General features: G+C 49.2%; 27 protein-coding genes and 1 tRNA gene. 24 read left to right on the top strand and 4 right to left on the bottom strand.

The features are described 5' to 3' along the window. Positions 1-23: 23 nt before the first annotated feature. From OCV62_RS06600 to OCV62_RS06585, 4 genes are all read left to right on the top strand, one after another. Complete coding sequence (locus tag OCV62_RS06600) at positions 24-680, top strand: hypothetical protein (RefSeq protein ID WP_262585666.1); 657 nt, start codon at positions 24-26, stop codon at positions 678-680. Positions 681-832: 152 nt separating this feature from the next. Beyond that, entirely contained in the window at positions 833-1,372 is a 540-nt protein-coding gene (locus OCV62_RS06595) for an NUDIX hydrolase (protein ID WP_021914738.1), read from the top strand. Positions 1,373-1,585: 213 nt separating this feature from the next. Next, positions 1,586-2,134 (top strand): stage II sporulation protein M, encoded by a 549-nt coding sequence (locus OCV62_RS06590; RefSeq protein ID WP_262585665.1) that lies wholly within the window; start codon positions 1,586-1,588, stop codon positions 2,132-2,134. 186 nt (positions 2,135-2,320) lie between these two features. Further along, on the top strand, positions 2,321-3,199 hold the full coding sequence (locus OCV62_RS06585) for a site-specific tyrosine recombinase (protein ID WP_262585664.1): 879 nt from the start codon (positions 2,321-2,323) through the stop codon (positions 3,197-3,199). Between the two features lie 91 nt (positions 3,200-3,290). On the opposite strand, the gene OCV62_RS06580 is transcribed toward OCV62_RS06585, so the two are convergent. After that, on the bottom strand, positions 3,291-4,322 hold the full coding sequence (locus OCV62_RS06580) for a 3-deoxy-7-phosphoheptulonate synthase (RefSeq protein ID WP_021914735.1): 1,032 nt from the start codon (positions 4,320-4,322) through the stop codon (positions 3,291-3,293). 271 nt (positions 4,323-4,593) lie between these two features. Then, positions 4,594-5,919: an oligosaccharide flippase family protein gene (locus tag OCV62_RS06575; RefSeq protein ID WP_262585663.1), complete on the bottom strand. Its 1,326-nt coding sequence runs from the start codon at positions 5,917-5,919 to the stop codon at positions 4,594-4,596. Positions 5,920-6,151: 232 nt separating this feature from the next. Here OCV62_RS06575 and purB point away from each other — a divergent pair, with 232 nt between their 5' ends. The 5 genes from purB (at position 6,152) to OCV62_RS06550 (ending at position 11,651) form a co-directional block, all read left to right on the top strand. After that, complete coding sequence (gene purB / locus OCV62_RS06570; protein WP_117959495.1) at positions 6,152-7,585, top strand: adenylosuccinate lyase; 1,434 nt, start codon at positions 6,152-6,154, stop codon at positions 7,583-7,585. A 141-nt stretch (positions 7,586-7,726) separates the two neighbouring features. Beyond that, positions 7,727-9,016 carry an adenylosuccinate synthase gene (locus OCV62_RS06565; RefSeq protein WP_262585662.1) on the top strand — a complete coding sequence of 430 codons (1,290 nt, stop codon included), beginning with the start codon at positions 7,727-7,729 and terminating at the stop codon, positions 9,014-9,016. Positions 9,017-9,191: 175 nt separating this feature from the next. Continuing rightward, positions 9,192-10,109, top strand: a complete 918-nt coding sequence (locus OCV62_RS06560) for a LysR family transcriptional regulator (protein WP_262585661.1) — start codon at positions 9,192-9,194, stop codon at positions 10,107-10,109. Next, the gene (locus OCV62_RS06555; protein ID WP_262585660.1) at positions 10,106-10,708 is read left to right on the top strand and encodes an HAD family hydrolase; all 603 of its coding nucleotides are present in this window, start codon (positions 10,106-10,108) and stop codon (positions 10,706-10,708) included. Before OCV62_RS06560 ends, OCV62_RS06555 begins: the two co-directional genes overlap by 4 nt. A 1-nt stretch (position 10,709) precedes the next feature. Further along, positions 10,710-11,651, top strand: a complete 942-nt coding sequence (locus OCV62_RS06550) for a magnesium transporter CorA family protein (RefSeq protein ID WP_021914729.1) — start codon at positions 10,710-10,712, stop codon at positions 11,649-11,651. An 82-nt stretch (positions 11,652-11,733) separates the two neighbouring features. Here the strand turns inward: OCV62_RS06550 and OCV62_RS06545 are convergent, their stop codons facing one another. Beyond that, positions 11,734-12,021, bottom strand: a complete 288-nt coding sequence (locus OCV62_RS06545; RefSeq protein WP_262585659.1) for a hypothetical protein — start codon at positions 12,019-12,021, stop codon at positions 11,734-11,736. 138 nt (positions 12,022-12,159) lie between these two features. Between OCV62_RS06545 and OCV62_RS06540 the strand changes: the two genes are divergently transcribed. The 15 genes from OCV62_RS06540 to OCV62_RS06470 all read left to right on the top strand — a co-directional run bounded on the left by OCV62_RS06540 (position 12,160) and on the right by OCV62_RS06470 (position 23,649). Continuing rightward, positions 12,160-12,843 carry an SGNH/GDSL hydrolase family protein gene (locus OCV62_RS06540; protein WP_262585658.1) on the top strand — a complete coding sequence of 228 codons (684 nt, stop codon included), beginning with the start codon at positions 12,160-12,162 and terminating at the stop codon, positions 12,841-12,843. Positions 12,844-12,987: 144 nt separating this feature from the next. Next, positions 12,988-13,494, top strand: coding sequence for an SEC-C metal-binding domain-containing protein (locus OCV62_RS06535; protein WP_117959500.1), 507 nt, complete (start codon positions 12,988-12,990; stop codon positions 13,492-13,494). 545 nt (positions 13,495-14,039) lie between these two features. Then, positions 14,040-15,962: a threonine--tRNA ligase gene (gene thrS, locus OCV62_RS06530; protein ID WP_118496262.1), complete on the top strand. Its 1,923-nt coding sequence runs from the start codon at positions 14,040-14,042 to the stop codon at positions 15,960-15,962. Positions 15,963-16,145: 183 nt separating this feature from the next. Continuing rightward, complete coding sequence (locus OCV62_RS06525; protein WP_117959662.1) at positions 16,146-16,460, top strand: DUF1540 domain-containing protein; 315 nt, start codon at positions 16,146-16,148, stop codon at positions 16,458-16,460. A gap of 398 nt (positions 16,461-16,858) precedes the next feature. Then, positions 16,859-17,365, top strand: coding sequence for a translation initiation factor IF-3 (gene infC / locus OCV62_RS06520; protein WP_412270054.1), 507 nt, complete (start codon positions 16,859-16,861; stop codon positions 17,363-17,365). A 60-nt stretch (positions 17,366-17,425) separates the two neighbouring features. After that, positions 17,426-17,623: a 50S ribosomal protein L35 gene (rpmI, locus tag OCV62_RS06515; RefSeq protein ID WP_021914723.1), complete on the top strand. Its 198-nt coding sequence runs from the start codon at positions 17,426-17,428 to the stop codon at positions 17,621-17,623. A 22-nt stretch (positions 17,624-17,645) separates the two neighbouring features. After that, positions 17,646-18,002, top strand: coding sequence for a 50S ribosomal protein L20 (gene rplT, locus OCV62_RS06510; RefSeq protein ID WP_021914722.1), 357 nt, complete (start codon positions 17,646-17,648; stop codon positions 18,000-18,002). Between the two features lie 256 nt (positions 18,003-18,258). Beyond that, positions 18,259-19,683: a 23S rRNA (uracil(1939)-C(5))-methyltransferase RlmD gene (rlmD, locus tag OCV62_RS06505; RefSeq protein ID WP_262585657.1), complete on the top strand. Its 1,425-nt coding sequence runs from the start codon at positions 18,259-18,261 to the stop codon at positions 19,681-19,683. Next, entirely contained in the window at positions 19,680-20,081 is a 402-nt protein-coding gene (locus OCV62_RS06500) for a C-GCAxxG-C-C family protein (RefSeq protein ID WP_262585656.1), read from the top strand. The genes rlmD and OCV62_RS06500 overlap by 4 nt, the downstream gene beginning before the upstream one ends. Then, the gene (locus OCV62_RS06495) at positions 20,078-20,773 is read left to right on the top strand and encodes a YjjG family noncanonical pyrimidine nucleotidase (RefSeq protein WP_262585655.1); all 696 of its coding nucleotides are present in this window, start codon (positions 20,078-20,080) and stop codon (positions 20,771-20,773) included. Before OCV62_RS06500 ends, OCV62_RS06495 begins: the two co-directional genes overlap by 4 nt. Before the next feature lie 35 nt (positions 20,774-20,808). After that, on the top strand, positions 20,809-21,405 hold the full coding sequence (locus OCV62_RS06490) for an N-acetyltransferase (RefSeq protein ID WP_262585654.1): 597 nt from the start codon (positions 20,809-20,811) through the stop codon (positions 21,403-21,405). Positions 21,406-21,449: 44 nt separating this feature from the next. Further along, positions 21,450-21,929: an S-ribosylhomocysteine lyase gene (locus tag OCV62_RS06485; RefSeq protein WP_021914717.1), complete on the top strand. Its 480-nt coding sequence runs from the start codon at positions 21,450-21,452 to the stop codon at positions 21,927-21,929. Between the two features lie 20 nt (positions 21,930-21,949). Next, the gene (locus OCV62_RS06480; protein ID WP_262585653.1) at positions 21,950-22,651 is read left to right on the top strand and encodes a 5'-methylthioadenosine/adenosylhomocysteine nucleosidase; all 702 of its coding nucleotides are present in this window, start codon (positions 21,950-21,952) and stop codon (positions 22,649-22,651) included. A 155-nt stretch (positions 22,652-22,806) separates the two neighbouring features. After that, positions 22,807-22,890 (top strand) — tRNA-Leu (locus tag OCV62_RS06475). Between the two features lie 93 nt (positions 22,891-22,983). Further along, on the top strand, positions 22,984-23,649 hold the full coding sequence (locus OCV62_RS06470; protein ID WP_262585652.1) for a histidine phosphatase family protein: 666 nt from the start codon (positions 22,984-22,986) through the stop codon (positions 23,647-23,649). A gap of 340 nt (positions 23,650-23,989) precedes the next feature. Here the strand turns inward: OCV62_RS06470 and OCV62_RS06465 are convergent, their stop codons facing one another. Further along, a complete protein-coding gene (locus OCV62_RS06465) occupies positions 23,990-24,694 on the bottom strand; it encodes a DUF6320 domain-containing protein (RefSeq protein ID WP_262585651.1) in 705 nt (234 codons plus the stop codon). Positions 24,695-24,738 lie beyond the last annotated feature (44 nt).

The following is a 24,738-nucleotide window of genomic DNA, read 5'->3' as shown; positions in this document are numbered from 1 at the left end:
AAAAATAAAAAGGAGGAGCTATCATGGGAATTTTTGCAAACAGGGACAATAAAAAAAGATATTGCGTGTTCTGTGGAAAGGAGCTGGCGGATGGAAAATGCACAGCCTGTGGGCGGGAAGCAAAAGAGGTGGTTTCACTTTCTTCCCTGAACTGGCAGAAGGTGCCGATGGAAGTGGCAGATGCTCTCGGGGAGCAAAAAAAGCAGCTGTTCGGGAATCCTTTGTACACCGTAAAGGAAATGATCATAAACGGGGATCTTTTTATCGCAGATATTCATTTTGACGCGGTATATGAGGAAGAATTTGACCGTTCCGACGATGACGAAGGTAAGAGCGAGTATTCGTACTATGTACAGTTTTCTACCCCGGAGCTTGCCCCGTGCGACAGAGACTGCGAGACGTCGGCTGGTCAGTATGACAGGGTGGAGGAGCTGTTGAAAAACGGGCAGCACGAAGGAAAAATCCTGTGGGGACGAAAAAAGAAGTCCAACTATTATTACGCATTTGCTCCAAAGAATGGGGACATCACAGCGATGCTGGGAAAACGGCTGCTGGAAAACTTTATCTGTTACGGAGAGAGCACGGAAAAACGCAAGCTGGCACCCAAGGGCGGCGCTGGAAATACCACCTATGATAAGGTATTCGACGCGATCTGGGACAATACGATCGGGAAGCTATGAAGGTTGATTTCTAAAATATCACGGCGTATAATCAAAGCATCAGGAAATCAGATGTAAAGGCTGATTTGCCCCGGTAGAAAGTATTTTAAGAAATGAGCATCTTGTACCTTGGACGGGTGGGATGCTTATTTCTATGCAGAGGAGAAGTCAACATGGCAGAGGAATTTAAACGGCTGGATCGAAAGCTGGTCTATCACGGAACGATCATCGATTATTACAGGGACACCATTCAGGTTCCGAACGGGAACATCGCAGAATGGGATTTTATCGGGCATAAGGGCGCGGCTGCGGTCGTTCCTGTGCGAGAGGATGGAAAGCTTCTGATGGTGCGTCAGTGGCGCAATGCTCTCGACCGCTATACGCTGGAAATCCCGGCGGGCGGGTTAAACGGCGCAGACGAGCCGCCGATGCTGGCTGCCGCGCGCGAGCTGGAAGAGGAGACGGGATATCATTCTGAAAATCTGACGCATCTTTTAAGTCTGCGGACGACCGTTGCGTTCTGCAATGAAAAGATCGAAATTTATGTTGCACAGGATTTGAAGCCGACCCATCAGCATTTGGACGAGGATGAATTTATCGATGTCTATGCATATTCGGTCGATGAGCTGTGTGAAATGATCTATTCCGGAAAAATCGAGGACGGCAAGACAATCGCAGCGATCATGAGCTATAAGGCGAAATACGAAAAATAGCGCAGCACGGTACTGCATAGAAGCGCCAAGAGGTGCGTGATACCTTTCACAGTACCAATTGAAAAAAATGCAAAATTCCCCCAGCAGCCGCATAGATTACAACGAGCGGATGCGCAGACAGCGTCACGGTAGGTGCAGCAGTTCATGCCGTAACGCTGTTGTTATCTGTCGGCTTATGCCGGCGCTGTTAAAAATATAAAAACGGGGAATGCGATGTCTTTTTGGAAACGGTTCGGGCAGCAGGAAAAGAGATTAGGGGCGGTGCTTCTTCTGACGGGATTTCTGGCTGGAATCGCCTGCGTGTGCTTTTTTCCGGGGCTGTTTGTGCAAAATCCGGGCTTTCTGGATACGGATACGCTGTCGGGAATTTCAGAATGGAACATGAACCGGACGGGATTGTTTTTATACTGCCTGCAAAAAAGGCTTGGAACGGCGCTGCTGCTCGTGCTGCTTGCACTTTCAGGGGCAGGGATGATCTGTCTGATTGTGCTTGCAGCGGGGAGCGGACTGGCGGCAGGGATGATCCTGACGGCGCTGTCGCTGCGCTATGGAATCCGGGGGAGCTTCTTTTTCCTGGCGGCGCTGGTTCCACAACAGGCGGTGCTGGTTCCGGGCTACTGTATGCTGCTGGAATGGTGCCTGCACAAAAAAGCTGCGTCGGGCGTGTGGATTTCCCTGGCGGTGATTGGAATCGGCTGTGCGGTAGAAGGGTATGTCAATCCATTTATTTTAAAAGCCGTGATGCGTCTGTTTTGGGGATAGGAAGATGCGGAATGCCAAATCAAGATATGGTGGAACTGGTATTTCCCGTACCACTATCTGGTGTTACCTGAAAACATGCCGAAAAATCGCCTGAAAATGCGGAAGTTTCAACATTGCTTTTCTGAATTTCATTGTATATAATGATTCCACACGACCGATACGGTCAAAAGAAGGGAACGCAGAGGGATGGAAGCACAGATTGAGTCATTTATTGAATATTGTCATAAGGTAAAAGGAACCTCCCAGAATACGGAGCTTTCCTATCGGCGAGATCTGTATCAGCTGGCGGGTTTTCTGCGTGCCCGGTATCAGATGACCAGGGTAGAGGATCTGACTGCGACGGCATTATATGGTTATATCCGTTTTCTGGAAGAAAAGCAGAGAAAAGCTGCGACGATTTCCCGCAATATCGCATCGATTCGGGCGTTTTGCCATTATCTGGTGCGGGAGGGCGTGCTGATGATGGATGTGTCGGAGACGCTCAAAGCCCCTCGGGTGGAAAAGAAGCTGCCCGGCGTGCTGAGTCCGGAAGAGGTGGAACGACTGATGGATGCGGTGCAGGGAACGAGTCCGAAGGAGCTTCGGGACAAAGCGATGCTGGAGCTTTTGTATGCAACCGGTATCCGGGTATCGGAGCTGATCGGTCTGAAGCTTTCGGATGTAAATTTAAAACTGTCCTTTTTGTTCTGTACGGAACAAAACCGCCAGCGTACGGTTTCGTTTGGAAATAAAGCGAAAGCAGCGCTGGAAGCGTATCTGCAGCATGGCAGACAGGCTCTGGTAGCGGAGGAAACGCAGCAGGCGCTGTTTGTCAACTGCGCAGGAAAGCCGATGAGCCGTCAGGGCTTCTGGAAGCTGCTAAAAGGCTATGCGCAGCGCGCGGGAATTACGGAAGAGATCACACCGCATACCCTGCGCCACTGCTTTGCGGCACATCTGGTTGCAAACGGCACAAACCTGCAGAGCGTGCAGGAAATGCTCGGACATGCCGACATCTCCACGACGCAGATTTATATCAATGTGAATCAGGAACAAATCCGGGAAGAAAAAAGGCTCATCCGTTAGGGTGAGCCTTTTTAGACGACCGTATATTTTTGCTTCTGCGGACAGAATATCTGGTGAGCCTGCAAGCCGCTGTTTTGGAGACAGGTGATATTTAGTAATTCAGCTCCGCCAGATCGTAGATGAGACGCTCGGAAGCTTCCCAGCCGAGGCAGGCGTCTGTGATGGACTTTCCATAAACGCCGCCGCCAACCTTCTGGTTGCCTTCTTCGATATAGCTCTCGATCATAACGCCCTTGACGAAGTTGTGGATGTCGGGGCTTAAATGACGGCTGTGCATCACCTCTTTGACGATTCGAACCTGCTGGTCAAACTGCTTGTTGGAGTTGGAGTGGTTGGAATCGATAATGCAGGCGGGGTTCTTTAAATCACGCTCGTTGTAAAGACCGAGCAGGATCTGCAGATCCTCGTAATGATAGTTGGGAATGTTGCGTCCGTGCTTGCTCGTCGCGCCGCGCAGGACGGTGTGGGCGAGATCGTTGCCGTTTGTCTGCACTTCATAGCCGCGGTAGATGAATCTGTGTGGATGCTGTGCGGCATAAACGGAGTTCAGCATAACGGAGAAGTCACCGCTGGTGGGGTTCTTCATGCCAGACGGAAGATCAAAGCCGCTAACCGTCAGACGGTGCTGCTGATCCTCTACGCTGCGGGCGCCGATTGCCACATAGGACAGAATATCGGATACATAGCCCCAGTTTTCGGGATAGAGCATTTCATCGGCAGCGCTGAGACCGGTTTCGGACAGCGCGCGGATGTGCATATGGCGCATTGCGATCAGACCGTGCAGGAAATCCTCTTTTTTTTCGGGGTCGGGCTGATGGACAATACCCTTGTAGCCGTCGCCGGTGGTGCGGGGCTTATTGGTGTAGATTCTCGGAATCAGGATCAGGCGGTCGGATACCTTGTCGTTGACCTTTGCAAGACGGTTGATATAATCGCAGACCGCATCCTCGTTATCTGCAGAGCAGGGACCGATGATGACTAACAGCTTGTCGCTTTTGCCGGTGAGGACATCGCGGATCTCGGCATCGCGTTTCTGCTTGATCGGAACCAGAGAATCCGGAACCGGATACTGCTCCCGGATTTCATCGGGAGTAGGAAGTTTTCTGATATAATCGAAACTCATGACTTTTCTCCTTCGCAGACGGTGCTGATGAAGCACCATTCTCTTTCCGACTGCATATTTATGCAGAACGGAAGCGTTTTTCATTATAGTATAGGAAAAACGCAGGCGCAAGCCAATTTTATGATTTCGTACCAGTTTCCATGTAGCTTTTTATGGGCAGATTTCATGCTTGCATGAAAATCTGCCCACAGAAAGCTACAGAGGGAGTGTGCATTCTATTGTATTGCAAATGGCGAGGGAAACTGGTTACTGACGCGCAAAAACAGTCAATTCACCCACGCCGCCGCGACAAAACAAAAAACAGCGCTGCTGCGCAGAGTATCGTCAGGAGCATCTGCCCGAAGAGCATGCCCTGGAACAGTCCGGGAATGCCGGAGAGCGGCAGGATGAAAAAAACGAAGAACAGACGCACGGCGAGGGACAGGATTTGGAACAGAAAAGTACAGCCTGTTTTTCCAAGCCCGTTTAAAATCGAAAGCAGCGTCGTATTCAGGTACAGAAACGGGCAGAGAAAACAAAACATCCGAATCAACTGCCCGGCAAGTACGTTTCCAAACAGCGCAGAGCCGATAAAGTTTCCACACAGAGAAAAGGTGGCAGTACAGCCGACGCCGATGGAAAGACAGAAGCGGGTGCACTGGAAAATGGCACTGTAGATGGCGCTTTGGTTATTCGAAGCGTCTGCGCGGGAGATGGTTGGCATGAGCAGGACAGCAATCGAATTGGTCAGCGCGCCGGGAAACAGGATGCAGGTCATCGCCATGCCGGTGTATACGCCATAAGCAGAAAGCGCCTGACGGGAGGAGTAGCCAAACAGCTGCAGGCTGACCGGGATGCGGGAGGATTCGATTGTTCCGAGCAGATGCAGGCAGACCCGCGTGGCGCACAGGGGTGCAGCAAAGGAAAACAGTCTGGAAAATAGCTCCGGCCGAGAAAGCTTTAGCGGAAGGCTTTCGGGGAGTTTTTTGGAAAAATGGATTCTTGCGGCAAAAACGGAAACCGCCATGGAAGCGCATTCCCCGATGACAAGTCCGACTGCAGCGAGCTGAATCGTGCAGGAGAGTCCGCGGGCCGCCGCATACTGCCCAAAAAGCAGGACACTGCCGACGCGGAAGCACTGCTCAAAAACCTGACAGAACGCCGGAAGGAAGGATTTTCGGATGCCGTAATAATAGCCGTTGATACACGAATGGATACAGGCGGCGGGAAAGGAGAGCGCGGCGATTTTTAAAAGCGGCGCGCAGCGCGTTTCTTTTAATAAAAAGTCGGAAATAAAATCAGCCTCCCGCCAGACAAAGAGCGTGCAGAGGCACGAAAGGACGAACGAGACGGACAGACCGGTAAGCAATATCCTGCGCTTGGCGTAGATTGCTGCTTCCGGTTCTGCGGCGGTAAATTTGGAGATCGAACTCTGGATGGCAGAGGTACACAGCGCAAAGGAAAGAGCGAGCACCGGACTGATCAGCTCATAGATGCCCATTTGCTCCGCACCGAAGGTGCGGGAGAGGAAAATCCGGTAAAAAAAGCCGATAATGCGGCTGAAAACTCCGGCGGCAGTCAGCAAAAGAGCGCCCTTCAACAGATGATTTTTATACATGGCAAAAAACGTCCCGGGAATCCTTACTGAAAGTATACGCGCAGGAACAAGGTGACAGAACTGCCCCCTGCAGTGCCGCATATGTGTGGATCAAAAAAGCATCACCACGCGTGTCGGTGCGAAAAGCTGCAGTATGCATAAAACAGTTGCACCGCCTGTGGTTTTACGGTATACTTTCGGTGTCGAAATTGTTTTCAATAACCCAATACACAGGAGAGGATGGTTGTTTTTGATGAGCACAGACAGATATACAAGCCCGTTATCGGAACGGTATGCAAGCCGCGAAATGCAGTTCATTTTTTCTCAGGATATGAAGTTCCAGACCTGGAGAAGACTCTGGATTGCGCTGGCAGAGACAGAAAAGGAACTCGGACTTCCGATCACACAGGAGCAGATCGATGAGCTGAAAAGCCATGCGACTGATATCAACTACGATGTGGCAAAAGCGCGCGAGAAGGAAGTGCGCCATGACGTTATGAGCCATGTGTATGCCTACGGTGTACAGTGCCCGAAGGCGAAGGGCATTATCCATCTGGGAGCAACCTCTTGCTATGTAGGGGATAATACCGATATTATTATTATGGCAAAGGCCCTCGAGCTGGTTCGCAAAAAGCTGTTAAATGTCATCCGCGAGCTGGCAGATTTTGCAGACAAGCAGAAGGACCTGCCGACACTGGCATTTACCCATTTCCAGCCCGCGCAGCCTACGACAGTCGGTAAACGCGCCTCTCTGTGGCTGCAGGAGTTTTACATGGATCTGTGCGATCTGGACTATGTAAAGGATTCCCTGCGTCTGCTTGGTTCCAAGGGTACGACCGGTACACAGGCATCTTTCCTGGAATTGTTTGCGGGAGATCAGGAAAAGGTGGACCGCCTCGATCCCATGATCGCTGAAAAATTAGGCTTCCCCGGTTGCTATCCGGTATCCGGACAGACCTATTCCCGTAAAGTTGATACCAGAGTGATGAATGTGTTGGCCGGCATTGCAGCCAGTGCACACAAGATGTCCAACGATATCCGTCTGTTACAGCATCTGAAAGAAGTGGAAGAACCCTTCGAAAAAAATCAGATCGGCTCTTCCGCGATGGCATATAAGAGAAACCCGATGCGCAGCGAAAGAATTGCATCTCTGTCCAGATATGTGATGGTGGACGCGTTAAATCCTGCGATCACATCTGCTTCCCAGTGGTTTGAGCGCACGCTGGACGATTCCGCGAACAAGAGAATTTCCATTGCGGAAGGCTTCCTTGCGATTGACGGCATTCTGGATCTTTGCATGAACGTCGTAGACGGTCTGGTTGTATATCCGAAAGTAATTGAGAAGCGTCTGCGCAGCGAGCTGCCGTTTATGGCGACCGAAAATATCATGATGGACGCAGTAAAGGCAGGCGGTGACAGACAGGAGCTGCATGAGAGAATCCGCGAGCTTTCCATGGAAGCAGGACGCAGAGTAAAGGAAGAGGGTGCAGACAACCAGCTGATGGCGCTGATCGCACAGGACGAAATGTTCCATCTCGACGAGGCTGCCCTGGAAGCATCCCTTGAGCCCTCCAAATATGTCGGCTGCAGCGCACATCAGGTAGAGCGCTTCTTGAACGACGTGATCCGTCCGGTGTTAAAAGAAAATGAAGCGGACCTTGGTATGAAGGCGGAAATTAACGTATAAGTTATACTTATGAGAAATATAAAATTTATTGATTTTACTTATATAAAAAATCTGCTATACTAAATCAGTAAGATGACATATGCGCTGATGGAACAGCGCACATAAAGGGATGCCGCTTTTTGCGGCAGAATGAGAGGAAAAATGGTTAAAGCAGTAGTAGGTGCAAACTGGGGCGATGAAGGAAAAGGCAAGATTACAGATATGCTTGCGAAAGAAGCGGATATTGTCATCCGTTTTCAGGGCGGTGCAAATGCCGGACATACGATTGTCAACGATTACGGCAAATTTGCGCTTCATACACTGCCGTCTGGCGTGTTCTACAGCCATATTACCAACATTATCGGCAACGGTGTTGCACTGGATATTCCAAAAGTATTTAACGAGGTCAACCAGCTGGTAGAGCGGGGCGTACCGGCACCGCATCTGATGATTTCCGACAGAGCACAGGTGGTAATGCCCTATCATATTTTACAGGATACCTATGAAGAAGCACGTCTGGCAGGCAAGTCCTATGGCTCCACCAAGTCCGGTATTGCGCCGTTTTATTCCGACAAGTTTGCAAAGATCGGTTTCCAGGTCAGCGAGCTGTTTGACGACGAGGTGCTGGAAGAAAAGTTGCAGAAGGTCTGCGCACTCAAAAATGTCCTGTTCGTGAATTTGTATCATCAGGAACCGCTCGATCCCAAAGAGCTGTTAAATACCCTGCATGAATACCGCGACATGGTAGCTCCTTATGTGGGCAACGTGTCCGAGTTCTTATATCAGGCGGTCAAAGAAGGCAAAAACATCCTGCTGGAAGGTCAGCTGGGTACGATGAAAGACCCTGACCACGGCATTTACCCGATGGTAACGTCTTCTTCCACACTGGCAGCATACGGCGCAATCGGCGCAGGCATTCCGCCTTATGAAATCAAAAAGATTGTCGCTGTTACCAAGGCATATTCCTCCGCAGTCGGTGCAGGCGCATTTGTTTCTGAAATCTTCGGTGACGAAGCGGATGAGCTGAGAAGAAGAGGCGGCGACGGCGGCGAATTCGGCGCGACAACCGGTCGTCCGAGAAGAATGGGCTGGTACGACTGCGTTGCTTCCCACTACGGATGCAGACTGCAGGGCGCGACCGACGTTGCGCTGACCGTTCTGGACGTTCTGGGTTATCTGGATGAAATCCCGGTTTGCGTCGGCTATGAAATCGACGGTCAGGTGACAAAGGAGTTCCCGGTTACCTGCAAGCTGGAAAAAGCGAAGCCTGTATACGAGGTTCTGCCCGGCTGGAAATGCGATATCCGTGGCATCCGGACCTATGAAGAGCTGCCGGAAAACTGCCGCAAGTACATTGAGTTCATCGAAAACCAGATCGGCTATCCGATTACAATGGTATCCAACGGTCCTGGCAGAGATGACATCATCTACAGAAACAGCCCGCTGGCATAAGACAGTTCCTAAGAACCCTGGATAATTTTCCACAGGCAGGTTTGCCTGCAAGCGCGAAAGCGACAAGTGAACTTCCTGGATGACAGAAATTCTAAAATCCCTTATAATAGAGTCATGGCTCATTGCCTCATTTTCGGGCGGCAGCCATCGACTCTGTGATAGGGGATTTTTTTTGATGACAGCAAATCTGGAATATTATCGTGTTTTTTATTATGTGGCACGCTGCAGCTCAGTGACAAAGGCGGCGGCAGCGCTTTCCTTGTCTCAGCCGGCGGTCAGCCAGAGCATCCGGCAGCTGGAAAAGGCGCTCGGCAGCAGCCTGTTTGTGCGCAGTGCGCGTGGAATCAGCCTGACGGCGGAAGGAAAAATCCTGTACGAATATGTGGAAAAAGGGTATAGCGCATTTCTTGCCGGGGAAAAGCGGCTGTTGCAGATGCAGAACCTGGAATGCGGTGAAATTACGATCGGGGCGTCCGACATGACGCTGCGTTTTTTTCTGTTACCGTATCTGGAACGGTTCCATGAAAAATATCCGGGGGTGCGGTTTCAGATCACGAATGGTCCGACGCCTGCGACGATGGGACTTTTAAAAGAGAAAAAAATCGATTTCGGAGTTGTATCCGGTCCGCTGGAAAAGCAGGAGGGTGTCCGCCTGATGCCGGTGCGTAAAATTGAAGATATTTTTGTGGCAGGACGAAACTTTCTGGAATATACCCGTCAGAAGCAACCGCTTTCCGTTTTGGAAAAAGTGCCACTTATCATGTTGGATCAGGATACAAGCACAAGACGTTATGTCCAGCGTTTTTTGGAGCAGAGAAAGGTGTTCGTCCACCCGGAGTTCGAGCTTGCAACAAGCGATATCATCGTGCAGTTTGCCTTGAGAAACCTCGGTGTCGGAAGCGTTGTGCGCGATTTTGCCAAAAAGGAGCTGGACAGCAGAGAGCTGATAGAGTTAAAATTGGAAGAGCAGCTGCCGCAGCGGGAGTTTTTCGTCGTGACGGAGGAAAAGGGCGGCAGCAGTCTTGCGGCGCAGGAGCTTTTGCGGATGCTGTCAGAAACAGCAGAAGAAAATGAGGGAGGCGATCGGATATGATCAGAACAATTATCAGCGATATCGGAAACGTATTATCCGGTTTTACCTGGTACGATTTTTATAAAAGCAAGGGATATTCGGAAGAAATGGTGGAGCGTCTGGCAAAGGCGACGGTAGGGAGTGATATCTGGAAAGAATATGACCGCGGCGTCCTTTCCGAAGAGGAAATTTTGAACCGGTTTATTGCAAACGATCCGGAGCTGGAAGAAGACCTTCACAAAACGCTGGCAAACGTCCGCGGCATCATGGAGCGTTATGATTATGCGATTCCGTGGATTGAAGAGTTAAAGGCGAAGGGCTATCAGTTCCTTGTGCTGTCGAATTTTTCCAGAAAGGTGCTGCGGGAGTGCTGGAGTGATCTGGATTTTCTGCCGTATGTGGATGGCGGCATCCTTTCGTGTCAGGATAAGCTAATTAAGCCGATGCCGGAAATTTATTCGCTGATTTTAAGCCGATATCATTTAAAACCGGAGGAATGCGTCTTTATGGACGACATTTTGGAAAATGTGGAAGCAGCCCGCAGAGCCGGGATCAATGCCTTTGTATTTGAAAATCAGGAGCAGGCAAAGCAGATGCTTCGGACGTTTGGAGTAGAGTAACATGGTGAAACGATATATAACTCAGGGAAATCTGCTGATGGAGGTCAATCGGGCGGATGGCGGCTGCTGGGTGAATCTGGTTGCGCCGACCCTGGAAGAATGTGTGCAGATTGCACAGGAATTTCAGATTGACCTTGCGGATGTCCGCGCCGCGCTGGATGATGAGGAAAGCTCCCGTGTGGACGTCAGCAACGAATATTCCCTGATTTTATTCGACGTTCCGTCTGTGGAATACCGTCATCAGCGGGAAGCGTATACGACCATACCGCTCGGTCTGATCTTGGTGAACGATGTGCTGCTGACTGTATGTGCGGAAGCAACGCCGGTTCTGAAAAATTTTCTGGAAAATACGGTCAAGGAGTTCAGCACTAAAAAACAGATGCGCTTTATCTACCAGATTTTTTTGCGTTCCTGCATGCTGTATCAGTCCTATCTGCGTATTATCGACCGCAAGCGGAAGGAGATCGAGGCGCATATCGGGGACGATACGGAGGAAATGGAGCTGATCGACTTACATGAGCTGGAATCCAACCTCGTATATTTTGATACGTCGCTGCGTGCCAACAAGGTCGTACTGGATCGTCTGATGCGCTATAGCCGCATCAAGAAATACCCGGAGGATCAGGACCTTTTGGACGACGTTGTGGTCGAAAACCAGCAGGCGATCGAAATGACGCGGATCTACCGGGACATTATCCAGGGAACGAGAGAGCTGCTTTCCTCCCTGATGGACAACCGCTTAAACAGCGCAATGAAATACCTTGCGTCGATCACGATCGTCATGGCGATCCCGACGATCATTTCCGGCATTTACGGAATGAACGTTTCCGAAAAATGGATGCCGCTGGCCCATACGCCTTACGGTTTCGGGATTATCTGCGTGCTGATTTTAGTTGCATGCGTGATTACGATGAAAGTGCTGAAAAAGAGAAAGATGCTGTAGAAGCGTAAAAAAGTGTGTACGAAAGCTGAAAAAGTGCTGCTGCCCGGGAAATAGTTGCCGGTGCAACAGCACTTTTTGCGTTTTAGTTCTGCGCAGCATTTGCCTCGTCCTCGTTCTGCGTGCGGCCTGCGTCGGTCTGTCCGATATCGAAGGATGCGATCGTGTGCTTCTGTTCAAACTGCCCGTAAAGCCAGATGAAAATCCAGAGCAGGATCGGGACTGCAACTGTGCAGATCAGACAGCCGGAAAAGAGCCGCTGCCAACCGGGAAACGCAAAAATTGCGCTGAGGAGCGTGATGAGATAGAGCGCTACTAAAAGGACGATACAAACGATGGCAGCGATTTGCTTTGCCGTTTTTTTCTTCTTCATAAGAGTCTCCATTCTGCCGTCGCAGGACGGCTGAAACAAATTCGATTCAGTACTTTACATTGCCGATGATAATGCTACAATATGCTTGATAGCATACATCAAAGAGGAGCGCTTTGCAAGCGCAGGAGGGAACAAAAGATGATATTTGAACCAATGGACAGAATTGTATTTGCAGGAGATTCGGTAACAGATATGGGAAGTGCACAGCCTGTGGGGGAAGGTCTGTTTGATAATGTAGGTCAGAGCTATGTGCGTATCATCGAAAACATGCTGAGCACTTGGTATCCGGAAGTGTATCTGCGTGTGACCAATTCCGGTGTTTCCGGCAACACGAGCAGAGATCTGCTGCAGCGTTTTGATTCGGATGTTGTTTCCTTAAATCCGGATTGGGTTTCGATCTGCATCGGCATCAACGACGTATGGAGACAGTTTGACAGTCCGGCGATTCCGGACGGACAGGTGATGCCCGAAGAATACGAAGCAAATCTGGAAAAAATGATTCTGTCGGTAAAAGGAAAAGTAAAGGGCATCTTTATTTTGACGCCTTATTATATGGAGCCTAATCCGCAGGACTGGATGCGAAAGAGAATGGACGAATACGGTGCGATCTGCAAAAAGCTGGCTGCAAAGCACGGCTGCTGTCTGGTTGATCTGCAGGAGGTATTCAACCGGTATTTTGAGTATCGTCATTCTTCCTATATTGCATGGGACAGAGTGCATCCGAACCTGATCGGCGCAACTGTAATCGCAAAAGCAGTTTTATCCCACTGCGGTTTTGAATACGACCATCAGCCTGCAAAAAAAGAAACGCAGACCTGTTAAGCGGCAAAGTGTTCACAGATTTTTTGCTTGCACAAATCGGGGGTCTGGGCTATAATAATGCAAAGTATGGATGCCCGTGCAAAAATAGGCGTGCGAAATGCAAAGGGAGCAATCCCGTCAGAAATTTAATTGAGGTGAAGAAATATGGCATTATTACAGCAGTGGAGAGATATGGCATACGACCAGCAGGCTGACAAGGCTAAGCTGCAGCAGTTCTGGGCAATTTATTTTACAAAAGAAAAGGATATTTACGCAGAACTGTTAAAGAACCCGGACGAGCTGGTAAGAGGCACGGTTAAAGAACTGGCTGAGAAATTCGGCGTGGATATTATGACTATGACCGGTTTCCTGGACGGCATCAACGACAGCTTAAAGGCTCCCAACCCGATCGAGGAGATGGAGGAGGATACCGTTGTAAACCTCGGCTTTGATAAAGCACTGCTTTATAAGAACATGGTAGCTGCAGACGCAGACTGGCTGTACGAGCTGGAAGAGTGGAACGACATCTTCGATGAAGAGACCAGAAAGAAACTCTACAAAGAGCAGAAGAGTTCTACCACCATCGTAAAGGAAGCAAAGATTTATCCCAATGATCCCTGTCCCTGCGGCAGCGGCAAGAAGTACAAAAAGTGCTGCGGCAAAAATAAATGATCAAAGGCTCTTTACAAATCGAAACAGATCGATTAAGATAAGGGCAGCATTTGATAAAAAGACAACGCGTGGAAGAGAAGAGTAATCCCGGAATCTGTATCAGAGAGAAACGCCGGTATCTGCATTGCAGAGCTGTGCTGGAAGCGTTTTGACAGAGGTCTCGTATGAAAACCATCTCGGAGCGGTCCTTAATCGGACACGGTGATTCCGTTATCATCAAAAGAGCGGCAGACTGCTGTTGCAGATCTGCAAAATGGGTGGAACCGCGCTGAAGCGTCCCATGTACATCGTAAGGTGTGCATGGGACTTTTTTATCGTATAGGAAACTTCGTTTCTATACGATAAAAACGCTCCGCGAGGATGCGCACTCGGCGCAAGGGTAGATGGTTGCCGAAGCAACCGCGCCTCGGCGCGAGAATGTTCCAGGGCACATTCTTTTTTATCTATAGAGAGGACGAGATTCACAAAACTATGTGAAGATCGAATAAACAGGTTATTTTCAAAATTTTTAAGATAGAAAAAGGCGAAAGCCGGAAGGAGATACCATGAAGGTTACATTAAAAGACGGCTCTGTAAAAGAGTACGCACAGGCAATGTCTGTGATTGATATTGCGAAGGATTTGAGCGAAGGACTTGCGAGAGCGGCATGTGCCGGAGAAGTAGACGGAGAGGTTGTAGACCTGCGTACCGTTGTCGATCACGACGCTGCAGTCAACATTCTGACTGCAAAGGATGAAAAAGGTCTGGCTGCACTGCGCCACACCACCAGCCATGTAATGGCGCAGGCTGTAAAGCGCCTGTATCCCAACACAAAGCTGGCGATCGGTCCCTCTATCGCAGACGGCTTCTATTACGATATGGAGTTCGAAACTCCCCTGACCAGCGACGATTTTGAAAAGATCGAAGCAGAGATGAAGAAGATTGTCAAAGAGGATTTAAAGATCGAGCGCTTTACTCTGCCCAGAGAGAAAGCAATCGAATTTATGAAGGAGAAAGAAGAGCCTTATAAAGTAGAACTGATTGAAGATCTGCCGGAGGGCGAAGAAATCAGCTTCTATCAGCAGGGCGAATTTGTAGACCTGTGCGCAGGTCCTCACCTGATGAGCACCAAAGAAGTTGGTAAGGCATTCAAGATCATGAGCCTTGCAGGTGCATACTGGAGAGGCGACGAACATAACCAGATGCTGACCAGACTGTATGCAACCGCTTTTGCAAAGAAGGACGAGCTGGAAGCTTACATTACCATGATGGAAGAGGCGAAAAAGCGCGACCACAGAAAGCTGGGCAAAGAGCTGGGACTGTTTATGATGCATGAAGCAGGTCCTGGTTTCCCCTTCTTCCTGCCTAAGGGTATGGTATTAAAGAACACCCTGCTGGACTACTGGCGTGAAATCCACAGAAAAGCAGGTTATGTGGAAATTTCCACTCCTGTGATCTTAAACAGAAGCCTCTGGGAGACCTCAGGTCACTGGGATCATTATAAAAATAACATGTACACCACTGTAATCGACGGCGAAGATTATGCGATCAAGCCGATGAACTGCCCCGGCGGCGTTTTGGTTTATGCATCTGAACCCCGTTCTTACAGAGATCTGCCGCTGCGTATGGGCGAGCTTGGTCTGGTACACCGTCATGAAAAATCCGGTCAGCTGCATGGTCTGATGCGTGTGCGCTGCTTCACACAGGATGATGCCCATATCTTCATGACACCTGAGCAGATCAAGGACGAAATCAAAGGCGTTGCAGGATTGATCAATGAAGTTTATTCCCTGTTCGGCTTCCAGTATCATGTAGAGCTGTCCACCCGTCCGGAGGATTCCATGGGCAGCGACGAAGACTGGGAGATGGCAACAGACGCGCTGCGCAGCGCTCTGGACGAGCTGCAGCTTCCTTATGTAGTAAACGAAGGCGACGGTGCGTTCTACGGACCGAAGATCGATTTCCATCTGGTAGATTGTATCGGACGTACCTGGCAGTGCGGTACGATCCAGCTCGACTTCCAGCTGCCTCAGCGTTTTGAACTGGAGTACGTTGGAGCTGACGGCGAGAAGCATCGCCCGATCATGATCCACCGCGTAGTATTTGGCTCTATCGAGCGTTTCATCGGTATCCTGATCGAGCATTTTGCAGGCGCATTCCCGACCTGGCTGGCTCCGGTACAGGTTAAGGTGCTTCCGATTTCCGATAAATACATGGATTATGCACAGAACGTCCTGAACAAGCTGACAGAAGCAGGCATCCGCGCAGAAGTGGATACCAGAGCAGAAAAGATCGGCTACAAGATCAGAGAGGCACAGACTGCCAAGATCCCTTACATGCTGGTTGTTGGTCAGAAGGAAGAGGAAGAAAACACCGTTTCTGTCAGAAGCCGTGCAGCCGGTGATGAAGGTGCAAGAAGCCTGGATACGTTCATCGCAGATATCTTAAAAGAGATCGAAACCAAGGAAAATCGCGTAAAGAAAGACTGATCCGGCAAAAAAAACTGCATAAAATAACCTGTCATCGGGCATACTGACTGCCAGGAGCTGCGCAGAATGCGCAACGCACTACGCTATGTGGCTGTAAGGTGGCGCATCACAGATCAGCCTGTCCTGTGCGCAGAGAAAATGCGGACGCATCGCGCAGCTCTTCCAGAAAAGGAGGTATGGACGATGACAGATTTAAAGTGTAGTGTGGAAACCTGCTGCTTTCATGACGGAGACTGCTGCTGCAGAAACGACATTATGGTAGGCGGCGCAAAGGCCTGCAGCTGTGATGAAACCTGCTGTGAGAATTTTGAACAGCAGAAGGAAGGCAGCGCAAGAAACGCAGACGGATATCCTGACCGGATGACGCAGATCGACTGCGAAGCGGTAAAATGCCGCTACAATACCAATTATAAATGTCAGGCAGAGCATGTGGACATGCGCGGAAGCCGTGCCGGGGACCGCAGGGAAACCGCCTGCGCGACATTTGTGGAACGGTGATGGAAGTTCACCCGCGCCATTCGCAATACCGCGTCTTCGACGCTCTCCGCTGCTTCGCAGTCCATTTTTGCTCATAGAGCGGCGCTCCCTTCGTACATTTTCGCAAGCAGATTTTTGTGCAAGCACAAAAGCCGCTCACGAAAAGTACGAGGGAACTGTGATTAAAAAAATTAAAAAAAAATGCACGACGGGCATTGACAAATGATGTTCGTCGTGCTAATCTCTATTAGTACGCAGGTGCGTAAGGAACAAACAAGCAGAGTATCCACTCTCACCCTATAGCGATCGGGCTCATAGGCGTTTACAGTTTCCTTTGCTTCTCAGAGGAAGAGCAGAGGTTGTGAGTGGATAGAAGCTATCCACTTTTTTTATTTTATTTCTTATGGAGGGAACCAGCCATTAGCGAATTATTTATCAACGAACAGATCAGAGACAAAGAGATCCGTCTGATTGGGGAGAGCGGAGAACAGCTCGGCATCATGTCTTCCAGAGAAGCACTGAAGCTGGCTGAAGAGGCAGGTTTGGATCTGGTAAAGATCGCCCCTACGGCAAAGCCGCCGGTGTGCAAGATCGTGGATTACGGTAAGTACAGATATGAGCTTGCCCGTAAGGAAAAGGATGCCAAAAGAAAACAGAAGGTCATCGAAGTAAAAGAGATCAGAATGTCTCCCAACATCGATACCAATGACTTAAATACCAAGGTCGGCGCGGCAAGAAAGTTCCTTGAAAAAGGGAACCGCGTAAAGGTAACATTGAGATTCCGCGGCCGTGAAATGGCGCACATGTCTACCAGCAAACATATTCTGGATGACTTTGCACAGATGCTTTCTGACATCGCTGTTGTAGAGAAGATGCCGAAGGTGGAAGGCAGAAGCATGATCATGTTTTTAACTGTAAAACGCTGATTGCACGGCTACAGTTAAAATATACGTTTAGGAAAATGAAGTAACAGGAGGAAATCAGATATGCCTAAAATGAAAACCAGCAGAGCTGCTGCAAAACGTTTTAAATTAACAGGAACCGGTAAGCTGAAAAGAGCAAAAGCTTACAAGAGCCATATCTTAACAAAGAAGTCCACCAAGAGAAAGAGAAATCTTCGTCAGGCAGCAATGACCGATGCTACCAATGTTAAGAATATGAAGAAGATTTTACCGTATTTATAAATCGTAAGGAGGAATCAGTAAGATGGCAAGAGTAAAAGGCGGCATGAGTGCCAGAAGAAAACATAATAAAGTATTGAAGCTTGCAAAAGGATACAGAGGCGCAAGAAGCAAACAGTACAGAGTTGCAAAACAGTCCGTTATGAGAGCTCTGACCTCTTCCTATGCTGGACGTAAGGAGAGAAAGCGTCAGATGAGACAGCTGTGGATCGCTCGTATCAATGCAGCTGCAAGACTGAACGGCTTATCCTATTCCAAATTTATGTTCGGCTTAAAGCAGGCTGGCGTAGATATGAACAGAAAGATGCTGGCAGAGATGGCAGTAAACGATGCGGCAGGCTTTGCTACCCTGGCTGAGCTGGCTAAGTCCAAAATCGCGTAAATTACAGGCTTGATAAAAGAAACGAAGACCTTCTGAAAGCATTCCTTTCAGAAGGTTTTTTGTTAGAAAGACTGAAAAAATGAGAGAGAATATATCGGGATATCCTGTAGAAAAGGTGACCAGGGATAAGCCCGTTTCAGATCGGATGTGAGGGAAGATTGAAAAATAAAATTTTTCAATCGCGAGATTTGTGTCTGCGCGCACTTGACACAAACTCGACATGCGCAAAAAGCGTGCGCAGAAATGAGCGAAAAATATGAAAGAAACAACAGGATGGAAGAAAGAAAATCCGGGATCGAAGAAAGAAAATCCGGGATCGAAGAAAGCGAGAGAGGCGGGAGCTTTTTCGGGAAACAGAAATTCTGCACCGGGCAGGAATGCCGCAAAGTCGAAAGCGCCTGCAGCAGGTAAAAGTGCTGCACCCGCGAAAAGTGCTGCAACTGACTGGCGTGCCGCAAAGTCGAAAGCGCCTGTCGGAAATGCTGCTGCGAAGCAAAAACCGAGCCGCCAGGCTTCAGCTGCAAAATGTCCCCACTTTGGCAAGTGCGGCGGCTGTCAGTATCTGCACCTGTCCTACGAGGAACAGCTCGCTGCAAAGAAGCATCAGGTAAAGGAACTGATGGAAAAGCACTGCAAGGTGCGTCCGATTATTGGAATGGACGAAAATCCGTGGCATTATCGCCATAAGGTACAGGCGGTGTTCGGGCTGGATCGAAAGAAGCAGCAGATTTCCGGGGTTTATGAAGAAAAAACCCATCGGATCCTGCCGGTGGAGACCTGCCTGATTGAAGATCAGAAAGCAGATGCAATTATTGCGACAGTGCGCAGCCTGCTCAAATCGTTTAAAATCAAGGTTTATGATGAAGATACCGGTTATGGTCTGCTGCGGTACGTCCTGATCCGAAAGGCAGAATTTACGGATGAAATCATGGTTGTTCTGGTAACAGCATCCCCTGTTTTTCCGTCCAAGAGAAACTTTGTGGAAGCCCTGCGTAGAGAGCATCCGGAAATCACAACGGTTGTCCAGAATGTCAACGACCGGACGGACAGCCTTGTGCTGGGCAGCAAGTATCAGGTGCTCTGGGGCAAAGGCTACATTGTGGACAGGCTCTGCGGCTGCAGCTTTAAGATTTCGCCCGGCTCCTTTTATCAGGTCAATCCCATTCAGGCTCAGAAGCTTTATGAAAAAGCGATCGAGCTGGCGGATCTGACCGGAAAGGAGACGGTTGTGGACGCATACTGCGGAACCGGAACGATCGGCATGATCGCAGCAAAAAAAGCGGGAAAGGTATTCGGTGTGGAATCCAACCCGGATGCAGTGCGGGACGCGGTCGGCAATGCGAAAGCAAACGATGTGAAAAACATCCGGTTTTACAGAGAGGATGCAGGGCATTTTTTGCAGAGCTGTGCAGCTGACAACATGCCGGTCGATGTTGTTTTGATGGATCCGCCGCGCGCCGGAAGCAGTGAAGAATTTCTGGATGCGGTTGCAAAAATCGGTCCAAAGCGCGTCGTATATGTATCCTGCAATCCGACGACGCTGGAGCGCGACTGTACCTATCTGGAAAAACAGGGCTACCGTGCAAAAGAAGTATGGCCGGTGGACATGTTCCCCTGGTCGGGGGCGGTAGAAGCGGTGTGTCTGTTGGAAAAAAACAAAAAAGCGAGGATACATGAATGACGATAGAAGAACGTGCAAATCAGGCAGCACAATGGAAAGCAACGGGGATTTACAACTGCGCGCAGGCGGTAACGCAGGCATTTGCAGATCAGATTCCGGTGGAGGCTGAGACGCTAAAAAAGCTTGGCGCGGGTTATGCGGCGGGCATGGGCTGTATGGAGGCTACTTGCGGCGCGTTGATCGGCGCAGTCATGGCTGCCGGTATTTTGACGGACGGAAAAGGGACGCCGGCGGTTTCCAGACAGCTGGTGGCGGGTTTTCAGGAAAAATGCGGTGCGACAATCTGTAAGGATTTGAAAGGCATCGAGACCGGACGGGTGCTCTGTTCCTGCCCGGAATGTGTACGCAATGCTGTGCTCACACTCGGAGAGGTATTAAAGCTGGAGGAGAAAGTGTGATTACAACAATTCTTTGGGATGTGGATGGCACGCTGTTAGATTTTCTGGCGGCGGAAAAAGCGGCGATCCGGACACTTTTTGCAGAATTCGGGTTCGGGGAATGCACGGATGAGGCGATCGCCCGGTATTCCAAAATCAACCGCAGATACTGGGAAAAGCTGGAAAACGGCGAGCTGACAAAGCCGGAAGTCCTGGTCGGCAGATTCCGGGAATTTTTTGAAACGGAAGGGCTGGATGTAACGGCGGCACCGGCATTTAATGAGCGTTACCAGGTGTGCCTTGGGGATACAATTGTGTTTCGGGATGACAGCTATGAAATCGTAAAATCTTTGCGCGGCAGGGTAAAACAGTATGTCGTTTCCAACGGAACAGTGCTGGCACAGACGAAAAAGCTCCGCCTTTCCGGGCTGGGGGAGCTGATGGACGGGATTTTTCTGTCCGAAGAGCTTGGTGCGGAAAAGCCGAATGCAGCGTTTTTTGACCAGGTATTTGAAGCAATTGAAGAAACCGACCGGAAAAAGATTTTGATTGTCGGGGATTCTTTGACGAGCGATATTCGCGGCGGCAACCTTGCGCAAATTGTGACGTGTTGGTATAATCCGAACGGACAGAAGGCGGACAGCATATATCGGATAGATGCCCAAATACAGGATCTGCAGGAGGTGATTCCACTGCTGTCACAGTCCTGGTAAAGAACAGAAGCAGATAGAAAACGGGAATCGGAAGGATGAAAAAAAGCGTGCAGAAAGTCGGAATGGAACAGCTACGAAGCTGTCATGGGCAAGGAACCAGTGCAGAAGCGCTGCAGGATAGTCAGATGTCGGAAGTGGTGATCAAAAAGGCGCAGGCAGGCGACTTGCCGCGGATTCTGGAAATCTATGCTTACGCGCGGGAATTTATGAAGCGAACGGGCAATCCGAATCAGTGGAAAGAGAACGCGCCGCAAAAAGAGGTGCTGGAAGCGGATATCCGGGCAGGACAGCTATATGTCGTCCGACAGAAAAATCGAATGACTGGCGTATTCGCCCTTGTGATGGGAAAAGATCCGACCTATGCGCAAATTGAGCAGGGCACTTGGGTTTCAGAGAGTGAATATGGAACACTGCATCGGGTTGCAGGCGACGGAACGGTGCATGGTCTGTTTCGGAGAATCGTCCTTTTTTCAGAAGAAAAAATTGGACATCTGCGGATTGATACACACGCGGACAATCACATTATGCAGCATCTGATCCTGAAAAACGGGTTCGAACAGTGCGGAATCATCCATATCGCGGACGGTTCGGAACGGATTGCCTATGAAAAGGTGGTTTCGGTTGCATCTTAAAAAACGATATTGTATAATTCATCAGGAAAGGATGGGTAAGACAGATGGAAAAAATAGCAAGCTTTACCGTTGATCATATTAAATTACAGCCTGGAATTTATGTTTCCAGAAAAGATACCGTAGGACAGGAAGTGATCACGACCTTCGATCTGCGGATGACAAGTCCGAACGAGGAGCCTGTCATGAATACAGCGGAGATGCACACGATCGAGCATCTTGGCGCGACCTTTTTAAGAAATCATCCGGTGTATAAGGATAAGACGATCTATTTTGGACCGATGGGCTGCAGAACCGGCTTTTATATGCTGTTGGCAGGTGATTATACATCGAAGGATGTCGTAGGGCTGGTAACCGAGCTGTTTGAGTTCGTACGCGACTTTAAAGGAGAAGTCCCCGGGGCTGCTGCAAAAGACTGCGGAAACTATCTGGATATGAACCTGCCGATGGCAAATTATCTTGGAAAGAGATATCTGGAGCAGGTTTTATACAATATTAAAGAAGACCGTCTGGTTTATCCGGAGTAAGATAAGAAAGGAAAAAGAAAATGGCAAAAATTGGTATTATCGGCGCCATGGAGCTGGAAGTTGATGCGTTAAAGGCAGCCATGGAGGTAAAAAACACCGTAACAAGAGCGGGAATGGAGTTTAAAGAAGGAACTTTAAACGGCGCTGACGTCGTTGTTGTGCGCTCCGGAATCGGAAAGGTAAATGCTGCGCTCTGTGTACAGATTCTGGTGGATTTATTTCAGATCACCCATGTGATTAACACCGGTGTGGCAGGTTCCCTGAATGCAGATCTGGATATTGGGGATATCCTGATTTCCAAAGATGCGGTTCATCATGATGTGGATGCTACCGTATTCGGGTATCCTCTGGGAGAGCTTCCACAGATGGGAATCCGGGAATTTATCGCAGATGAAAAGCTGGTAAATCTGGCAGTGGAATCCTGTAAAAAAGTCAATCCCGACCTGACAGTCCGCACCGGACGCGTTGTGAGCGGCGATCAGTTTATTTCCTCTGATGATGTGAAAAAACGCCTGATCGAAGTGTTCCACGGCGATTGCGCGGAAATGGAAGGCGCGTCTATCGCACATGGCGCATACTTAAATAAAATTCCGTTTATCGTAATCCGGGCGATTTCCGATAAGGCAGATGGCTCTGCAGAGATGGATTACACAGCCTTCGAGCATGAGGCGGCAAAGCATTCTGCGCGTCTGGTAGAAGATCTGGTACAGAAGATTCAGTAAGCGTTACAGTCCGCCTACGCCAGTTGCAAAGAAGCAGCCACGAGAGAACTGTAAAAAAATAAAAAAAAGACTTGCGCTGCTGTCAAAGTTGTGATAATATATCCTTTGTCAGCAGCGAACAACACTGATACAGTGCTGAACACTGAAAGACAAATGCAGGAATGGCGGAATTGGCAGACGCGTACGGTTCAGGTCCGTATGGTAGCAATACCATGAGAGTTCAAGTCTCTTTTCCTGCAGGAACAAAAAGCGCTTCGAGAAATCGGAGCGCTTTTTCTGTCAGGATGCGCAGCAGTACAGATAAGCCGTATAGGCAGAGAGGATTACAGCACATGGTTTTATATTTTATCAGACACGGTGAGACGTCATGGAACGTAGAAGGAAAAATGCAGGGACAGACCGATATTCCGTTAAATGAAAATGGAATCCGGCTGGCAGAAGAAACGGCGGAAGGAATGAAAGAGATTCCCTTTGATTTATGTATCACGAGTCCGCTTTCACGGGCGAGACAGACGGCAGAGATCGTGCTTGGCGGCAGAAAGGTTCCGATAATTGAGGATGCCAGAATTGAAGAATTGTCTTTTGGAAACTGGGAGGGAATCGGATGCCGTCCGGAAAATTATGCGGTTCCGACGCCGATTGAGGAATTTCAGAAGTTTTATACCGAGCCGTTTGCGTTTGTGCCGGGAGAAGGCGGGGAGACGATTCTGCAGCTCTGTAAGCGTACAAAAGAGTTCTGGGATGAAGTAACGGCAAAGCCGGAATATGAAGATAAAACGATTCTGATTGCAACGCACGGCTGTGCGTTGAGAGCAATTCTGCACAATATTTATGAAGATAAAGCGGATTTCTGGCATGGATTTGTACCGGTCAACTGTGCGGTCAGTGTCGTAGAAGTCAAAGACGGAAATGCAAAACTGGTCGGGGATGACAGAATTTATTATAATGCAAAGGAAGTTGTGAATCACTTCAATGTGAAAAAGATGTTCGAAGAATAAAAATCAGACAGAAATATGGAAAAAGCCTGAGATGATGGAAAAAGTCTCAGGCTTTATTATCGTATGGAAACTTCGTTTCCATACGATAATAAACGCTCCGCGTGGATCGCACTGCAGCGGAATGGAAGAATGTCGCTTGCGCGACCCGCCGCAGGCGGAGAATCCTGCTTCGCAGGATTCATTTTTATCGTATGGGAAACTTCGTTTCCATACGATAATAAACGCTCTACGCGGATGCGCACTCGGCGCAAGGGTAGATGGTTGCCGAGGCAACCGCGCCTCGGCGCGAGAATGTGCCAAGGCACATTCTTTTTTATTATACAGAAAAGAAGAAATAGACTTAAAAGTGCATGCGCCTTCGTACTGCGTTCCTGAGCCTTGCACGGGAGAGAATCGTAATCAGCGAGATTACGATAACGCCGCAGACGGAGCAGACGACCGCCGACCAGGTCAGCCGCAGCGGAAGTAAAAGATACCGGCGGATAAGCAACTCGATACCGGCGCACAGCAGCGCAGCTTCTGCGAAAAAATAAAGCGCTTTCATCAAAAAGGCAGAAGAAATTTTGCGCAGACAGAAAGCAAAGAGGATCGTGGCCAGCGTGCAGAGCGCGGTGATCGGCAGGGACAGTCCGAAGAACCAGCTGTGATCCGTGGTATTAAAGCTGATCAGAAACTGATATAGCATTACGGCAAGACCATCGAAGAGCAGGGAAAGGTAGATAGGAAGCTTGGTATATATTACTGCAGGGATTGACATTACCCAGATCAGGACACAGGCTCCAATTACGTAAAGCGACCAAAGATGCTGCCTGAATACCAGCAGATTTAACAAAAGACTGCACAGACCGGCCGCAGTGAGAGAGACGGAAAGCAAAATGGCGAGGTCTTTTCGGCGTACAACCTCAACCTGTCCCTTTTCTTTCGGAAACGGGGAGATAGGCTGCATTTTGGAAAGATCATGTGGATTGATAACAGGGGTATTGCAGAGCGGACAGTATTTTAAGGACGGGTCCAGCTTTACTCCACAGTTGACACAGTATGACATATGATTTCACTCCTTTTTGAATCATGACAATAAAATGGGCGCGC

It is taken from the genome of Gallintestinimicrobium propionicum (assembly GCF_025567525.1).
Taxonomy (GTDB): Bacteria; Bacillota; Clostridia; order Lachnospirales; family Lachnospiraceae; genus Gallintestinimicrobium; species Gallintestinimicrobium propionicum.
The sequence above is the reverse complement of the archived record's forward strand: the minus strand, read 5'-3'. Positions and strand labels throughout refer to the sequence as shown.

Coding starts and splice junctions, on each gene's coding strand:
- OCV62_RS06600 (WP_262585666.1), top strand. CDS start 24: ATGGGAATTTTTGCAAACAGGGACAATAAAAAAAGATATTGCGTGTTC.
- OCV62_RS06595 (WP_021914738.1), top strand. CDS start 833: ATGGCAGAGGAATTTAAACGGCTGGATCGAAAGCTGGTCTATCACGGA.
- OCV62_RS06590 (WP_262585665.1), top strand. CDS start 1,586: ATGTCTTTTTGGAAACGGTTCGGGCAGCAGGAAAAGAGATTAGGGGCG.
- OCV62_RS06585 (WP_262585664.1), top strand. CDS start 2,321: ATGGAAGCACAGATTGAGTCATTTATTGAATATTGTCATAAGGTAAAA.
- OCV62_RS06580 (WP_021914735.1), bottom strand. CDS start 4,322: ATGAGTTTCGATTATATCAGAAAACTTCCTACTCCCGATGAAATCCGG.
- OCV62_RS06575 (WP_262585663.1), bottom strand. CDS start 5,919: ATGTATAAAAATCATCTGTTGAAGGGCGCTCTTTTGCTGACTGCCGCC.
- purB (WP_117959495.1), top strand. CDS start 6,152: ATGAGCACAGACAGATATACAAGCCCGTTATCGGAACGGTATGCAAGC.
- OCV62_RS06565 (WP_262585662.1), top strand. CDS start 7,727: ATGGTTAAAGCAGTAGTAGGTGCAAACTGGGGCGATGAAGGAAAAGGC.
- OCV62_RS06560 (WP_262585661.1), top strand. CDS start 9,192: ATGACAGCAAATCTGGAATATTATCGTGTTTTTTATTATGTGGCACGC.
- OCV62_RS06555 (WP_262585660.1), top strand. CDS start 10,106: ATGATCAGAACAATTATCAGCGATATCGGAAACGTATTATCCGGTTTT.
- OCV62_RS06550 (WP_021914729.1), top strand. CDS start 10,710: ATGGTGAAACGATATATAACTCAGGGAAATCTGCTGATGGAGGTCAAT.
- OCV62_RS06545 (WP_262585659.1), bottom strand. CDS start 12,021: ATGAAGAAGAAAAAAACGGCAAAGCAAATCGCTGCCATCGTTTGTATC.
- OCV62_RS06540 (WP_262585658.1), top strand. CDS start 12,160: ATGATATTTGAACCAATGGACAGAATTGTATTTGCAGGAGATTCGGTA.
- OCV62_RS06535 (WP_117959500.1), top strand. CDS start 12,988: ATGGCATTATTACAGCAGTGGAGAGATATGGCATACGACCAGCAGGCT.
- thrS (WP_118496262.1), top strand. CDS start 14,040: ATGAAGGTTACATTAAAAGACGGCTCTGTAAAAGAGTACGCACAGGCA.
- OCV62_RS06525 (WP_117959662.1), top strand. CDS start 16,146: ATGACAGATTTAAAGTGTAGTGTGGAAACCTGCTGCTTTCATGACGGA.
- rpmI (WP_021914723.1), top strand. CDS start 17,426: ATGCCTAAAATGAAAACCAGCAGAGCTGCTGCAAAACGTTTTAAATTA.
- rplT (WP_021914722.1), top strand. CDS start 17,646: ATGGCAAGAGTAAAAGGCGGCATGAGTGCCAGAAGAAAACATAATAAA.
- rlmD (WP_262585657.1), top strand. CDS start 18,259: ATGAAAGAAACAACAGGATGGAAGAAAGAAAATCCGGGATCGAAGAAA.
- OCV62_RS06500 (WP_262585656.1), top strand. CDS start 19,680: ATGACGATAGAAGAACGTGCAAATCAGGCAGCACAATGGAAAGCAACG.
- OCV62_RS06490 (WP_262585654.1), top strand. CDS start 20,809: ATGAAAAAAAGCGTGCAGAAAGTCGGAATGGAACAGCTACGAAGCTGT.
- OCV62_RS06485 (WP_021914717.1), top strand. CDS start 21,450: ATGGAAAAAATAGCAAGCTTTACCGTTGATCATATTAAATTACAGCCT.
- OCV62_RS06480 (WP_262585653.1), top strand. CDS start 21,950: ATGGCAAAAATTGGTATTATCGGCGCCATGGAGCTGGAAGTTGATGCG.
- OCV62_RS06470 (WP_262585652.1), top strand. CDS start 22,984: ATGGTTTTATATTTTATCAGACACGGTGAGACGTCATGGAACGTAGAA.
- OCV62_RS06465 (WP_262585651.1), bottom strand. CDS start 24,694: ATGTCATACTGTGTCAACTGTGGAGTAAAGCTGGACCCGTCCTTAAAA.